Genomic DNA, 14,613 nt, shown 5'->3' on the forward strand with positions numbered 1-14,613 from the left:
GGGCAGCCGCCTTGCGGCTGCCTCCGAACCTCATCCAACGAGCTCCGGTAGCCGACCGCGCTGCCGGAGTTTTGGTTGCGGCGTCGGTGGGAACGTCTTGATCAGCTGATGCCGGACAATTGGCAGGAGTTGCCGCAACAAGCTCGGCTGTCATCACCCGCGAAAGCGAGTGATCCATTACGCCGTGCAGCCAGTTGTGCAACTCATTGCCGATCCCGGGTACTGGATCGCCCGGTCAAGCCGGGCGATGATTTGATTGTGGCGGCTTTCTCGGCACAAACGTCATTCCATGCGTATCAGTCCCGGCTCGCGCGTCGGGACCCGCCGATCGTGTGGTCAGCTCCGTGGGCTCTCACGCCTTGAAATACGCGATCTGCGTCGTGGTCGCGAGCAGCTTGCCCGAGGGTGACCAAAGCTCGCTGTTCTGATCGTGATAGCTGCGGTTGAACAGCTTGGCGTCGGCGGTCGCCAGCACATGCGTGATGTTCTCTGTCGCGAGCTCCTCGCGGCTGACATGGAAGTAGGTCGTCAGCGACACCGTGCCGAACGGCACCACCTCGCTGCGGGCCTGGAACACGCGGGGGAAAAACGCATCCGACATCGACAGCAGCGACAGGCAGTCGAGCTTGCGCGGCTTGCGGTCGGAGAGCCAAAGTCGCGAATAGCTGCTGAACGGCCTGGCGACCGCTGATGCGCCGTAGTCGGGACGTCCGTCCAAGAAGCGGAAATCGTACTGCTTCGTCCATCCCACGTGGTTGTCGGGATGGCGTTTGACCTGATCGAATGGCGGCGTATCCGGCATCGTCGCCGGCTGGTGCGACCAGGACGGCCGTCGTTCGGCGAACACGGCGGTGGCCAGCGTCGCGGGATCGGCGCCGCCCTGGCTGAGCTCGACATGCCAATGTTGCGAGGAGCGGTTGGCCTTCACCAGCCGCACATCGAGATCGAACGGCCCTTCGGCGATCGGCGCGCAATAATTCACCGTCACCGCCAGCGGATCGCCCTGGATCTGCGGATGCTCGATCAGCGCGCGCAGCACGGTCGCCGCGGTCACGCCGCCGAACGGGCCGACGAAGGCCCAATAGTCCGGGCTGGTCCGGCCCTGCCAGCGGCTGTCACCGGCGGTGACGCGTGTGGCCTCGTCGAACAAGTGCAGTTGCGGAGCGTCGGTCATGCATGCCTCCTGACGATCATTGTATGATGATCGTCAGGAGAAAAGCAATTGGACGCGCCTGCAATGACGTTACGCGTCAGTCGCAGAAGAGGGCGTGATCCCTCACGCCCGCTGCGCATGCGCAGGCGTCACCACTGGCCCAACCGGTACGTTCCAGATGTCGTCGGCATATTCGCGGATGGTGCGGTCGGAGATCCACAGTCAGGAAGCATGATTGGCCTGCACCTCGACTTGCGTGCCATCCCAGCGGCGAAATTCGATCGTTTCGGTCGGCTCGCCGTATCGATGATAGCCCGCAAGATCATCGGCTGGATCGTCCGAGATCCAGGCGTCGGTGATCTTGCCGTCAACACGCTGCACTGTGATGACGCTGACGTTCGTGATGAGGTCGGTCACCAGGCGCTCGGTCGCTTCAGCCTCAGTCAATCCGGATAGGCCAGCCAAGATGCTGCCGTGCGTATGCCAGAGACAGCCATCGAACCCCATCGTTAGATCACCACCGGGGCAGATGATCAGAAACTTGAGCTGGCCGTCGGGGCTCATGTACGTGCGCTCTTGCATCGGCAGTGACTATTTTCGATCACTGCCGTCATTGCGAGGAGCTCTTGCGACGAAGCAATCCAGCCTTCTTGCTTGGCCCTGGATTGCTTCGCTTCGCTCGCAATGACGACGGATGCGTCCCATCCTCACGCCCGCTGCGCATGTGCCGGCGCTGCCGCAACCGGGCCGACCGGCACGTTCCAGATGTCGTCGGCATATTCGCGGATGGTGCGGTCGGAGGAGAACCACGCCATGCGCGCGACGTTGAGGATCGAGGCGCGGGTCCAGGCCGGCGTCGTCTGCCAGCGTGCATCGATGCCGCGCTGGGCCTCGTAATAGGAATCGAAATCCGCCGAGACCATGTAGTGGTCGAGATGGCGCAGCGCATGCGCGATCGGCTCGAACCGGCCGGGCTCGCCCGGCGAGAACGCGCCGGTCGCGATTGCGTCGATGGCGCGCGCCAGCCGCGGCGAGCGGCGGATCGCGTCGCTCGCGTCCAGCCCCTGCTTGCGGCGGAGCATGACCTCGTCGGCCTCCATGCCGAAGATCGCGATGTTGTCGGCGCCGACATTGTCGCGGATCTCGATATTGGCGCCGTCGAGCGTGCCGATGGTAAGGGCGCCGTTCAGCGCCAGCTTCATGTTGCCGGTGCCGGAGGCCTCCATGCCGGCGGTCGAGATCTGCTCGGACAGGTCGGCCGCGGGAATGATCGCTTCCGCCAGGCTGACATTGTAGTCGGCGAGGAACACGATCTTGAGCCGGCCATCGATCGCCGGATCATTGTTGACGAGCTCGGCGACGTCGTTGATCAGCTTGATGATCAGCTTGGCGTAGCGATAGCTCGCCGCGGCCTTGCCGGCGAAGATCTTGACCCGCGGCACCCAGTCCGCCTGCGGGTTGTCCTTGATGTCCTGATAGAGCGCGATCGCCTCGAGGATGTTCAGCAGCTGCCGCTTGTATTCGTGAATGCGCTTGATCTGCACGTCGAACAGCGCGCCGGGATCGATCCTGACATTCATCCGTTCGCCGATCAGACGCGCCAGCTGCAGCTTGTTGTGGCGCTTCACCGCCCGGAACTTCTGCTGAAAGCCGCTGTCGGCCACGTAGCTCTCGAGGCTCGACAGCAAGGTCGGGTCGTCGACAACGGCGTCGCCGCAGGCTTCGCACAACAAGCTGGTCAGCTTCGGATTGGCGAGCGTCAGCCAGCGGCGGAAGGTGATGCCGTTGGTCTTGTTGGTGATGCGGCCGGGATAGAGATGGTTGAGATCGTGGAATACGGTCTCCTTCATCAGGTCCGAATGCATCGCCGAGACGCCGTTGATGCGATGCGAGCCGACGAAAGCGAGCTGGCCCATGCGCACGCGGCGGCCGCTCTTCTCGTCGATCAGGGACACCGAGGCGCGATACTCGATGTCGCCCGGCGCGCGCTGCTCGGCGAGCGCGAGATGCTGCGCGTTGATGCGGTAGATGATTTCGAGGTGCCGCGGCAGCAGTCGCTCGAACAGTTCGACAGGCCAGGTCTCGAGCGCTTCCGGCAGCAATGTGTGGTTGGTGTAGGACAGCGTCGCGACCGTGATCTTCCACGCCTCGTCCCAGCGGAAATTGTGCAGGTCGACCAGGATCCGCATCAGCTCGGCGACGGCGAGCGAGGGATGGGTGTCGTTGAGCTGCACCGCGGCCTTCTGCGCTAGGCTGCGCAACTGGCCGTCGGAGCCGAGATGCCGCTTGACGAGATCCTGCAGCGAGGCCGAGACGAAGAAATATTCCTGCCGCAGCCGCAGCTCGCGCCCGGCGGGGCTCTCGTCATTGGGGTAGAGGAACTTGCAGATCGCCTCCGCCCGCGCCTCTTCCGCCGATGCGCCGAGATAGTCGCCGGAGTTGAACACGTCGAGCTTCAGCGGATCGGGCGAGCGCGCCGACCACAGCCTGAGCGCATTGACGTGATGGCCGCGCCAGCCGACGATCGGCGTGTCGTAGGCGACCGCCTGGACGGTCTCGCCGGGATGCCAGATGGCGCGGTCGCGGCCCTTGTCGTCGACATGCTCGACGCCGCCGCCGAAATGAACATGATAGACCACCTCCGGGCGCTGGAACTCCCAGGGATTGCCGAAGGACAGCCAGACGTCGGGATATTCGTGCTGCCAGCCGTCGAGAATTACCTGGCGGAACAGGCCGAAATCATAGCGGATGCCGTAGCCGATGGCGGGGATCTGCAGGGTCGCCATGCTTTCCATGAAGCAGGCTGCGAGCCGTCCAAGGCCGCCATTGCCGAGCGCGGCGTCGGGCTCGCATTTGCGCAGGTCCATCAGGCCGACGCCGAGATCGCCAAGGGCGGTCTCGAACACCTTCATCAGGCCCATATTGTTGAGCGCGTCGGTGAACAGACGGCCGATCAGGAATTCGAGGCTGAGATAATAAACGCGCTTGCGCCCGGCATCATAGCTCTCTTTGTCGGCGGTCAGCCAGCGATGCACGATGCGGTCGCGCAAGGTCAGTGCTGCAGCGTGGTACCAGTCCTGCGGCGTCGCCTGGCTCGCTTCCTTGCCGATCGCGAGCCGGAGCTTGGCCAGGATGTCGCTCTTGATCTCAGCCACGGCCAATTCATCGACGGGCTGACCGGTGCTTACGAAACTGCGCTGGGACGGCTGATCTGTCACCTGAAACCTGTGATGCTACGAGGAACCGGTAAAAGCATACGATGGTTGCGTGCCGACCGAAACCCGGGGAAAGGCTGGTCCGCACAGCAAGGTGATGGAAAATGATGCAAGGTTTGGGCCGGGTTCCCCAGTGGAATGTGATTGCTGATGCTGCAAGTGCGTCGGGCAGAAAGCCGCGTCGCTCGCGAGAGCCGGGCGCTCAGAGCATCCTGGCCTGACAGCAGGTCCTCTGCGGTGAGCGGCTGCAAAACCCCCGCTCGACACACAACGCCTCCAGCAAATCGTCGAGGCGTCGGTGGGCAGCCGCACCGGGTGTTGAGATCGCGGCTGTCATCGCTGACCTCCTGCCCTGAAAAGGATGGACAATCGGCTTGGAACAAATTAAGAACATTTTAGCAGGCGATCGTTATCCTTGAATTCGATTAGATCCGCTGCCGGACCCTCCAGTCTCAGAGCATCACGCGAGGACACGCATGTCCACCGTTGCCTTCGATCCCCTGGCCCTGACCCGCATTGCCGATTTCGCGCGCACGCTGACGCGGCTGCACAAGACGGCGCGGCGCCGTGCGGTTGACGACGACCAGATCGACCGCGCGTTCAATGCGGTCTGCATGTCGGTCTGGGGCTACACCATCGACGACGTTTGCGATGATCTGTTCTCCGCCACCGACCACACTTTCCTCGACGGGCTGGACGAAGCGCGGGCGCGCATCTTCGCGGCCGAGCAGGGCTACGACTTGGTCGATGACGAGGGCATGCTGACGGATTGGTGGGGCTTCTGCTGGATGATCCTGGCGGAGAAGCGCGGCCTGCTGACGCCCGACAACCGCGCCGCCACGCGGGCGGCGATCGAGGAGAAATATCTGGAAGCGCCGAACGTCATCGGTGTGATCGTCGGCCGCTGAGTTTGCGGCGTGTCCTTGCGCGTGCGGAAGCATGCGAGATTCGCGCGCAGGTCAGTTCACATCCGCGCGTTTCTCGCGGCTCGTCGCCGGCTTGGGCGCGATGCTCGTCGGCGATGCGATGCTCATGGGCAACGCGACGCTGACATTGCCCTCAGCTGGCGCTGAGGCGGCCTGGGTGTCGCTGGTGACCATCTCGGCGCGCACCGGCGCGACCTTCATCTCACTCAGCCGCGCGCGCATGTCGGAGTTCAGCCCCGGATAGGACGAGACCGGCTGGAAATCGGTCGGCTGGCCGCTGCCGCCGCGCGGGCCCGAATAGGCGACCAGCCCGTCGCTGGTCGCGATGATGTCACCCGGGCGCAGCGAGGTATCGAGCGACAGGTCGACCGGCGCCAGACCAGCTGGATCTCGGCCGTTGCAGGTGCAGTCGGCGCGCAGCGCCTGCCGATAGGCGAACGCGGTGTCGCTGTCGGCGTAGCGCTCGCCATTGGCAGCAGTGGCCCAATCGATGTTCGAGCCAAAATAGACCTTGGTGGGGCTTGCTGGGCAGAACGCCTGGCACATCTGCGCCGGCGAGGCGAGGCCTCGCGTCAGCGGGAAATAGCGGCCATCGCACGTGCGCACACAGAACGCCGCGCCCGATCCGCTGGAGGCAGCGCGCGGCGGCGGGGCGGGTTGCGGGTTATTGCCGAACGGGTCGGCGACGCCATTGCCCTGTGGCGCCGGCCGCTGGGCAGACGGCTTGCTGAAGCCGCCAAACAGGAAATCGAACAGGCCTTGCGCGGCGGCGCCAGGAGGCGCCGGCGTGGCCGCTACCGCCATGCCAATCGCGCCGGCGACGAGCACGCGGCGGCGAAATCGCCGGAACGACCACACGTGACGCAACGCTCACTCCATCCTCAGCGCAGCCACACGTTCCCGGCGCGATGCGCGGCGGGTTGACGATGGGCCATCGAAAGAGCCGTCCCTCGGGCGCGGCCCTGTCAGCTTGGCGGTAACCTTAACGGAGGATGGTAAATGAGCCGTGTGTGCCGGCGCCGAATGCAGCGCGCCGCGCCCGAGGCTCAGAGAAATTCGCGCGCCTTGTACAGGGCGCGGAACGGCAGGCCGGCCGCGGCGAAGGTCTCTGCGGCGCCTTCCTCGCGATCGACCATGGTGAACACCAGCGACACATTGGCGCCGGCCTCGCGCAGAGTCTCGACGGCCTTCATCGCCGAGCCGCCCGTGGTGGTGACGTCCTCGACCACGACGATACGCTTGCCGGCCAATGTCTCGTCGCGGGTCAGGCCTTCGATGGCGAGCTTGGCGCCGTGCTCCTTGGGCTTCTTGCGCACGAAGAAAGCGGCGATCGGGTGGCCCTTGATCCAGGAAATCTGTGCGATCGCGCCGGCCAGCGGCACCGCGCCCATTTCCAGTCCGCCGATATAGTCAAAGCCTTCGTCCTTCAGCGCCTCATAGGTGAGCTCGGCGAGCAACGTGGCGCCTTCCGGGTCCATCATGGTCGGCTTGAGGTTGAAGTAGAAATCGCTCTTGCGGCCGGAGGCCAGCGTCACCTCGCCGCGGCCGAACGAGCGCCTGCGGATGATCTCGAGGAGGCGGGCGCGGGAAGCGGATTTCGACACGGCGGTTTCCCCTGAGGGTCTCTGAAGCTTGGGTGGCGCAATCTATCGAGGCGACGAGGCCGAAGCCAGCGGCCAGCATGTCTCATCAACAGAGCTACGTTTGGCGCTGCGGCCGGTTTCGGGCTACTGGGAAGCCAGCCTGCTTGCAAGAGAATTCCCGGGAAGGACCGCCCATGACGATCGAACTGCACACCTGGAACACGCCGAACGGCCGCAAGATCTCGGTCGCATTGGAGGAGATGGGCCTGGCCTATCGGGTGATCCCGGTCGACATCACCAAGGGCGCCCAGATGGCGCCTGCGTTCCTGGCGATCAGCCCGAACAACAAGATCCCGGCCATCGTCGATCCAGACGGCCCGGTCGGCCAGCCGGTCAGCGTGTTCGAGTCGGGGGCGATCCTGCTCTATCTGGCTGAGAAGACGGGACAGTTCCTGCCGAAATCCCTGGCCGGGCGGATCCCGGTCTATGAATGGCTGATGTGGCAGATGGGCGGCTTCGGCCCGATGCCAGGCCAAGTGCACCATTTCATCGCGCTCGAGAACGAGCAGGACCGCGCCTACGGCCTCAAGCGCTACATGGCTGAAACCGTCCGCCTGTATGGCGTGCTCGACCGCCGGCTGGCGTCGCATGAATTCGTCGCCGGCGATCTCTCGATCGCCGATTTTGCCATCCTCGGCTGGGCCTGGCGCCACCCCCGCCACAAGGTCGACCTCGCCGACTTCCCCCACGTCAAGCGCTGGTACGATGCGCTGATGGCCCGCCCGGCCGTGAAGCGCGGCATGGAGGCGAAGCTGGATTGAGTGAGGCTGCGCGACGCAGCCCCACAAGCCGGCTCCATCGTGCCATGACCAAATCGTCGTCCTGAGGGTTTCGCACCGAAGCCGGAGCTGCACATTGGCCATGAGCAGCGTGCTCATGGAGAGGGCTAGGAATTCGCCGCAGAGGCAGTGGGCCCCCTCTCCCCGCAAGCGGGGTGAGGTGAAGACCAGCTTTGCGGCCGCCGGCTGCGTGCTCATGGAGAGGGCCTGTCACAGGCGGGCCTCTCGAACCATGGCCGCAAGGGGGATGGCAACTCCCGGCCATTGACGCTTGAGCGCTGCCTGCGACTGGGCGGAGCCGCGAGCGGAATTCCGATGTCCGCACCATGCATCGAAATCGTCAGGTCGCCGCGGGCGGCGCGACGTTCAGGCGATCCGCGAGGCCGCCGCCGCGGTCAAGCACGCCGGCCATGCTCAGCAACAGGCCAACGAGCAGGATCGCCGCCACGAACGGCACGGCGTAGCTGATCATCGCGAGCACGGTCGCTCCCAGGGCGACGGTCAGCCCGATCTCCAGCGGCGGGATCGGCTCGTTCGCGTCGGTCCGCACCTTCCAGTGCAGCATGATCGCTGCCGCGACCATCGGCATGTCGTAGATCATCGCATAGGGCGTCACGATGATGCTGCCGACGGCGATCAGCGCGATGGTTCTGGTGTCGATGCCGCGCCGGCTCGCCCGCCAGATCAGCATGGCGACGAGGCACGAGAGGATGAGTTGGAGTCCGTAGCCGATCGCGGGCGGCGCACCGCTGGAATGCGTGCCTGCGATCACCGTTGGCATCATGTGATCGAGGCTGGCCTGGTTGGCCTGCAGCAGCGCCTGATAGCTCGGGAAGCGCGCGATCCATTGCAGCCAGATCGATCCGTCGATGGTGGCGCTGGTGATCACGACGACGATCAGCGTCGTGACGATTGCGACCCCGATGGCCCGCCAATTCCGTGAGGCCAGCAGCACGACCGGCATCAGCAGCACGAATTGCGGCTTGTAGGCCAGCAGGCCGAGCAGGATGCCGGCGATTGCCGGGCGCGTCGCGAGCAGCCGCAAGCCGCCGATCAGTAGCGCAGCGGAGAGGAAGCCGTTCTGGCCGGTGATCGCGTTGATCAAGGTCGTCGGCGCGGCGAGCAGCGCGAGGCCAGACAGCGAGCGCCAATCGCGTCCCAGGCTTGCCAGGGCGTAGAGCACGAAGGTGACCGCGATCCAGCAGACATAGGCGGCCGGCAGCGCCATCATGCCGAGCGGGATCAGCGCGAGCAGGAAAGTCGGCGGATAGGGATAAGGGAAGCCGCCGCCGGCGAGCGCCGGGTCCAGCTGCTGCTGATAGGCGGCAAGCGCGAACGGATCGTAGATGCTGGCCCCCTCCAAAGCCGCAAATTTGCCGAATGACCACAGGCCGGAAAAGTCGCCGAACGGCGGCTGCGGCGATGACAGCCACCAGTTAACGAGATAGGTGCTGTTGTAGAGCGCCAGCGCGACGAGCAGGATCAGCACGGCGCGCCGGTGGCGCGTAAGGCTGGAGGCTGCAGTTGATGTCGCGGTCATGGCGGTCGGCGTGCTGTGTGCATCAAGCGATGGGAGGCGTCACGCGATCGCTCGCTTGTCCATCCAGCGATCTTGCTGATCTCCGCTGCAAACGGCGTTACCAACGGCCGCGCCGCACGCGCCAATAGCCATCATGCTCAACGAAGGGTAAAGCCATCGAAGGCAGCGAAGCTGGTGCGGGTGATGAGCTCCGCGTCGCCTCGGCCTGCATGTGTCTCATGCGCAAACTGCCCGTCGAGCTACTTTGTCGCAGGCTGGGCACGTTGCCCCGTCGGGCAAATCAGGTGGAGACTTCCGCGCATCCCGCCGCCGCATGAGGGGCGCTTCGCGAACGTCACGGATCGTTGGCAGTGGGATGCGATGGGCATGTCTTGCTGCAGCATGGTTCGGCCATGCGGACGAACAGCGGGGCATGCACGGTCAAGTCGCGCGGTCCTGATATCCCGATGCTGATATCAACTCACGGCGGAGCGCTCGCTTCGCGTGGGGATGGTGGCCAACAAGCCCGGCGCGCCAGGGAGAACGCGAAGCAGCCGTTAAAGCCGTCGCGCAGGGAGGGCCGGGTCTGTCCGGCTGAACCTGTGGTACCTGCCGCCTGCATTTTTTTCCGCAGGCGGGCCGCAGGCCTCAGCCGAGGCCCGGCCTTCCCTGCGCCCTCATCGAATTCTCGAGGGCGGGAGCCCACGCAGCACTCGGGCGGATCACGCCGCGAGACAGCGAGCCCGCGCCTACTCATCCGATCCACTTATCGATGGACTTGCCTGATGCACAGCCGACTTGTGCCAAGGAACTCACTGCCCACCCTCCCATGGAGGGGGAGGGTCGCCTGTCATGAGCGCAGCGAATGGCAGGTGGGGTGGGGTGATCTCTCCACGTACTCCAGCGTGTGCGGAGACATCACCCCACCCCGCTCGCCCGCTACGCGTGCGACCGATCCTCCCCCTCCAGGGGAGGGTGGCAGCCTGCTCGGGGTTGATTGCTGCGCTTGTATTGACGGAGGAGAGCGCTACGCGCGTCGCTCAATGCGCTTCATCCCAATTGTCAGCGGCCCGTGCATCGACGTGCAGCGGGACCGACAGCAACACGGCGGGAAAGGGCGCGTCCTGCATCACGTGCTGCACGACCGGCAAGGTCGCGGCGACCTCGTCGTCCGGCACCTCGAAGATCAATTCGTCATGCACCTGCAGCAGCATCTGTGCGGAGAGCTTCTTTGCAGCCAGCGCGTCCTCCACCCGCGTCATCGCGCGCCGGATGATGTCCGCCGCGGTGCCCTGCAGCCGGGCGTTGATCGCGGCGCGCTCGTTGAAGGCGCGCACCGAGGCGTTCGACGCCTTGATCTCGGGGTAATGACATTTGCGGCCGAACAGCGTGGTGACATAGCCGTGCTTGCGGCAGAACTCCTTCGTCGCATCCATGTAGTCGCGGATGCCGGGGAAGCGCTCGAAATAGCGCTTGATATAGGCCGAGGCCTCCTCGCGGGCGATGCCGAGCTGGTTGGCAAGGCCGAAGGCGGAGATGCCGTAGATGATACCGAAATTGATCGCCTTCGCCCGTCGGCGCACCTCGCTCGGCATGTCCTTGATCGGCACGCCGAACATCTCCGACGCGGTCATCGCGTGAATGTCGAGGCCATCCTTGAAGGCCTGCTTCAGCACCGGAATATCGGCGATCTCCGCCAGCAGCCGCAGCTCGATCTGCGAGTAGTCCGCCGACACCAGCTTGTGGCCGGGCGTGGCGATGAAGGCGCGGCGGATCTTGCGGCCATCCTCGGTGCGCACCGGAATGTTCTGGAGATTCGGTTCGTTCGACGACAACCGTCCCGTCGTGGTCGCAGCGAGCGCGTAGGTGGTGTGCACGCGCTGGCTCTGCGGATTGACATAGGTCGGCAGCGCATCGGTGTAGGTCGATTTCAGCTTCGAGACCTGGCGCCATTCCAGGATCTTGCGCGCGAAATCATTGCCCTGCTCGGCAAGGTCATCGAGGATCGAGGCGGAGGTCGACCAAGCGCCGGTCTTGGTCTTGGTGCCGCCGGGCAGGCCCATTTTGCCGAACAGAATGTCGCCGATCTGCTTGGGGCTGCCGACATTGATCGGCTCGCCGGCCAGCTCCTGCAGTTCGGCCTCGACGCGTGCCGCGGTCTGGGCAAAATCACCCGACAGCCGCGACAACACTTGGCGGTCGATCGCGATGCCCCTGCGCTCCATGCGCGCCAGCACCGTCACCAGCGGCCGCTCCAGCGTCTCGTAGACTGCGGTCATGCGCTCGGCCACCAGCCGCGGCTTCAGCACCCGCCACAGCCGATGGATGACGTCGGCCGCCTCGGCCGCATGCGCTGTCGCGCGATCGATGCCGACCTGCTCGAAGGTCAGCTTGTTCTTGCCGCTGCCGACCAGCTCGCCTTCCCCGAGGACAGCGTGCGCGAGCACGTGCTCCGCCAGCGACTCGAATTTCTGCGAACCCCGCCCGGCGTCGAGTGCGTAGCTCATCAGCTGAATGTCGTCGATGTTCGCAAGCGTGATGCCGTGTTGCGCCAGCAGCACGGCGATGAATTTGATGTTGAAGCCGATCTTGAGAATGCCGGCCGATTCCAGCACCGGCTTCAGCGCAGCCAGCGCGTCGCGCTCCTTGATCTGGTCCGGGGCGAGGCCGGCATCGAACAGGCCGCCGCCGTCGCCGGCCTGGCGATGCGCCAGCGGAATGTAGCAGGCCTCGTTGGGCGCCAGCGCCAGCGCGATGCCGCACAGGCTCGCCTGCATCGGATCGATCGAATTCGCCTTGACATCAAGGGTGAGGCGGCCGAGATCATGGACGCGCGCAATCCAGGCGTTCAGCTCGGGCAGGCCCCGGATCGTCTGATACTTTTCGCGATCGATGCGCGCGCTCTTCGCCGCCTCCGCACGCGCCTCGGCGAGGTTCACCGGTGTGCCCTTGCTCATCGCCGATTTGTCGGTGCGCGGATCCCCCGTTTTCGGAGCAGCGGCCGCCGGCTTGCCCGGAGCGCTCGCCCCCGCGCTGGCAGGAGCGGGCGCGGGGACGGCTGGGCTGCCGCCGCTCTTGAGCTGCTGATCCGCCGCGACCTCGGCCGGATCGATCTGCGAATACTCGGCCACCCTCCGCGTCAGCGTAGTGAACTCCATCGCCTTCAGGAAGGCGATCAGCTTGCGCGGATCGGGCTCGTGCACCGCGAGGTCGTCCAGCGGCACATCGAGCGCGACATGGTCGTCGAGCAGTACCAGCTGGCGCGAGATCCGCGCCTTTTCGGCATTCTCGATCAGCGCCTCGCGGCGCTTCGGCTGCTTGATCTCGGCGGCGCGCGTCAGCAGTCTCTCGAGATCGCCGTAGTCGTTGATCAGCTGCGCGGCGGTCTTGATGCCGATGCCGGGCACGCCCGGCACGTTATCGGTGGAATCGCCGGCCAGCGCCTGCACCTCGACGACCTTCTCAGGCGGCACGCCGAATTTCTCGATCACCTCGGCGATGCCGATGCGGCGGTCCTTCATGGTGTCGTACATCGTGACGCAGTCGTTGACGAGCTGCATCAGGTCCTTGTCGGACGACACGATGGTGGTGGTGGCGCCACGCTCGCAGGCGAGCCGCGCATAGGTCGCGATCAGGTCGTCGGCCTCGTAGCCGGCCTGTTCCAGGCAGGGCAGATCGAAGGCATGCACCGCCTCGCGGATCAGCGCGAATTGCGGGATCAGGTCGTCTGGCGCGGGCGGCCGGTGCGCCTTGTAATCGGCATAGATCTTGTTGCGGAAGGTCACTTCCGACTTGTCGAACACGATGGCCAGATGCGTCGGCCGGTCGGCCTCGGGCATGTCACGGAGCAGCTTCCACAGCATGTTGCAGAAGCCGAGCACGGCGTTGACCTGCAGCCCGTCGGATTTGCGGTTCAGCGGCGGCAGCGCGTGATAGGCGCGGAAGATATAGGACGAGCCGTCGACCAGGAACACATGGTCGCCTTTGGCCGCACCTTGGGTGGCGGGCGCAGGGGGCGCGGGCGTGACGGCGGCTTTCTGGGGAGCTTTGGACATGGCCGCAATGTAGGGAATTTAGCCCGGATTGACACCCTCGGAACGGCAGAATCCGGATCGTTCCCCACGCAAATCGGGCTCGTCTCTTCGCTCTGTGCGGCCCATACATTGCGCCGTTGTCCCGGGGCGGCGCCCGACCAGCGCCACGCGTGGCCGGGCTGGCCGGGGACGACACTGGGCTTGGCGCTACTCCGCCGGCTGCAAAACGGCTTTCGGCTTCGGCGGGGCGATCCAGAACGCGATCGGGCGCTCGAACAGAAAGCGGGCGCCGAAGCTCAGGGCGAGTCGCCAGATCGCGAGCGCGCCGAGCACGCCCGCGATGGTGACGAGCAGGGAGATCGTGCCGATGTCAGCAATGACGCCCGTCTTCAGCAGAACCGTGCGCGTGGCCGCCATCGGCAGGAAGAAGGCGAGATAGATCACGATGGAATGTTCGCCGCAAAACCGCAGCGCATTGAGCAGCTGCGCGCGGGCGAGCAGCGTGCCTGCGATGATGATGGCGACCGCACCGGCATAGCCGAGCAGCAACGAGATCGCCGGCCATTCGCTGACGCCGAAGCTGACGAGGCTCTGGTTGATCACCGCCCAGGCGAGCAGTCCGGCGATGGCGATCAGGGGCTGGGACCGCGCCCGCTCCGACAGGGCGAAGATGTAACGCGCAAACAAATAGCCCGAGTAGATGTAGACGAAGCGGGCGCAGAACTCGTCGATCACGGTCCAGCCCGTCGCGATATGCGTCATTTCGAGACCGGCAGCAAAGCCCCAGATCACCGGCGCCGGCACCTTGCGTGTCAGCTTGATGACGACGAAGAAGATCGGCAGCAGATAGATGAACCACAGCGTGCCGAACGGCTCGATGAAGGATTCGAGATAGAGATAGCCGGCATGCGGCCAGCCGCCCGTGGCCGCGAACGCCGGGGCCTTGAAGCCGAATTGGATGGTGACCCACAGAACGTAGAAATAGGCGAAGTGGACGACCTTACGGTCCAGATAAGTGCGCCAGTCGCGGTCGATCACCAGCGGCAGGAACAGGCCCGAGATCAGGAAGAAATCCGGCATCCGGAACGGCTTGGCGAAGGCGACGACGGCGTGCATGAAGCCGGTTTCGCCCGCGGCGAGTTCGACCCCGAGCACCGAATGCATCATCACGACCATGATGATGCAGATGCCCTTGGCGTAGTCGACCCAGTCGATGCGCGCCTCGGTTCCAACCGTCTGCGGCGTGCCATTTGCGGTCATGCGGTCCCCCTGTGGCGCGGAGCTGCCGCATTGTCGGGCAGAGCTGTTAATACTCCCTGCCTGTCATCCAAACGTCATGCCGTT

General features: G+C 65.0%; 10 protein-coding genes. 2 read left to right on the forward strand and 8 right to left on the reverse strand.

Annotated elements, in window-relative coordinates:
* Positions 1 to 352: 352 nt before the first annotated feature.
* The 3 genes from ACVIJ6_RS13800 to ACVIJ6_RS13810 all read right to left on the reverse strand — a co-directional run bounded on the left by ACVIJ6_RS13800 (position 353) and on the right by ACVIJ6_RS13810 (position 4,371).
* Positions 353 to 1,174 (reverse strand): acyl-CoA thioesterase, encoded by an 822-nt coding sequence (locus tag ACVIJ6_RS13800; protein WP_456773117.1) that lies wholly within the window; start codon positions 1,172 to 1,174, stop codon positions 353 to 355.
* Between the two features lie 201 nt (positions 1,175 to 1,375).
* Entirely contained in the window at positions 1,376 to 1,717 is a 342-nt protein-coding gene (locus ACVIJ6_RS13805) for a hypothetical protein (protein WP_456773118.1), read from the reverse strand.
* Positions 1,718 to 1,860: 143 nt separating this feature from the next.
* The gene (locus tag ACVIJ6_RS13810; protein WP_456773119.1) at positions 1,861 to 4,371 is read right to left on the reverse strand and encodes a glycogen/starch/alpha-glucan phosphorylase; all 2,511 of its coding nucleotides are present in this window, start codon (positions 4,369 to 4,371) and stop codon (positions 1,861 to 1,863) included.
* 473 nt (positions 4,372 to 4,844) lie between these two features.
* On the opposite strand from ACVIJ6_RS13810, the gene ACVIJ6_RS13815 reads away from it, so the two are divergent.
* A complete protein-coding gene (locus ACVIJ6_RS13815) occupies positions 4,845 to 5,276 on the forward strand; it encodes a hypothetical protein (RefSeq protein ID WP_456773120.1) in 432 nt (143 codons plus the stop codon).
* Between the two features lie 51 nt (positions 5,277 to 5,327).
* Here the strand turns inward: ACVIJ6_RS13815 and ACVIJ6_RS13820 are convergent, their stop codons facing one another.
* Both ACVIJ6_RS13820 and pyrE read right to left on the reverse strand, forming a co-directional pair.
* A complete protein-coding gene (locus ACVIJ6_RS13820) occupies positions 5,328 to 6,161 on the reverse strand; it encodes a DUF2865 domain-containing protein (RefSeq protein ID WP_456773121.1) in 834 nt (277 codons plus the stop codon).
* A gap of 179 nt (positions 6,162 to 6,340) precedes the next feature.
* Positions 6,341 to 6,898, reverse strand: a complete 558-nt coding sequence (pyrE, locus tag ACVIJ6_RS13825; protein ID WP_012047127.1) for an orotate phosphoribosyltransferase — start codon at positions 6,896 to 6,898, stop codon at positions 6,341 to 6,343.
* 173 nt (positions 6,899 to 7,071) lie between these two features.
* Here pyrE and ACVIJ6_RS13830 point away from each other — a divergent pair, with 173 nt between their 5' ends.
* Positions 7,072 to 7,698 carry a glutathione S-transferase family protein gene (locus ACVIJ6_RS13830; RefSeq protein ID WP_456773122.1) on the forward strand — a complete coding sequence of 209 codons (627 nt, stop codon included), beginning with the start codon at positions 7,072 to 7,074 and terminating at the stop codon, positions 7,696 to 7,698.
* Positions 7,699 to 8,056: 358 nt separating this feature from the next.
* On the opposite strand, the gene ACVIJ6_RS13835 is transcribed toward ACVIJ6_RS13830, so the two are convergent.
* The 3 genes from ACVIJ6_RS13835 to ACVIJ6_RS13845 form a co-directional block, all read right to left on the reverse strand.
* Positions 8,057 to 9,256 (reverse strand): glycosyltransferase family 87 protein, encoded by a 1,200-nt coding sequence (locus tag ACVIJ6_RS13835; protein WP_456773123.1) that lies wholly within the window; start codon positions 9,254 to 9,256, stop codon positions 8,057 to 8,059.
* Between the two features lie 1,019 nt (positions 9,257 to 10,275).
* Positions 10,276 to 13,290 (reverse strand): DNA polymerase I, encoded by a 3,015-nt coding sequence (polA, locus tag ACVIJ6_RS13840; RefSeq protein ID WP_456773124.1) that lies wholly within the window; start codon positions 13,288 to 13,290, stop codon positions 10,276 to 10,278.
* A gap of 186 nt (positions 13,291 to 13,476) precedes the next feature.
* Complete coding sequence (locus ACVIJ6_RS13845; RefSeq protein WP_456773125.1) at positions 13,477 to 14,529, reverse strand: acyltransferase family protein; 1,053 nt, start codon at positions 14,527 to 14,529, stop codon at positions 13,477 to 13,479.
* Positions 14,530 to 14,613: the final 84 nt, after the last annotated feature.

Source organism: Bradyrhizobium sp. USDA 4369, from assembly GCF_054056435.1.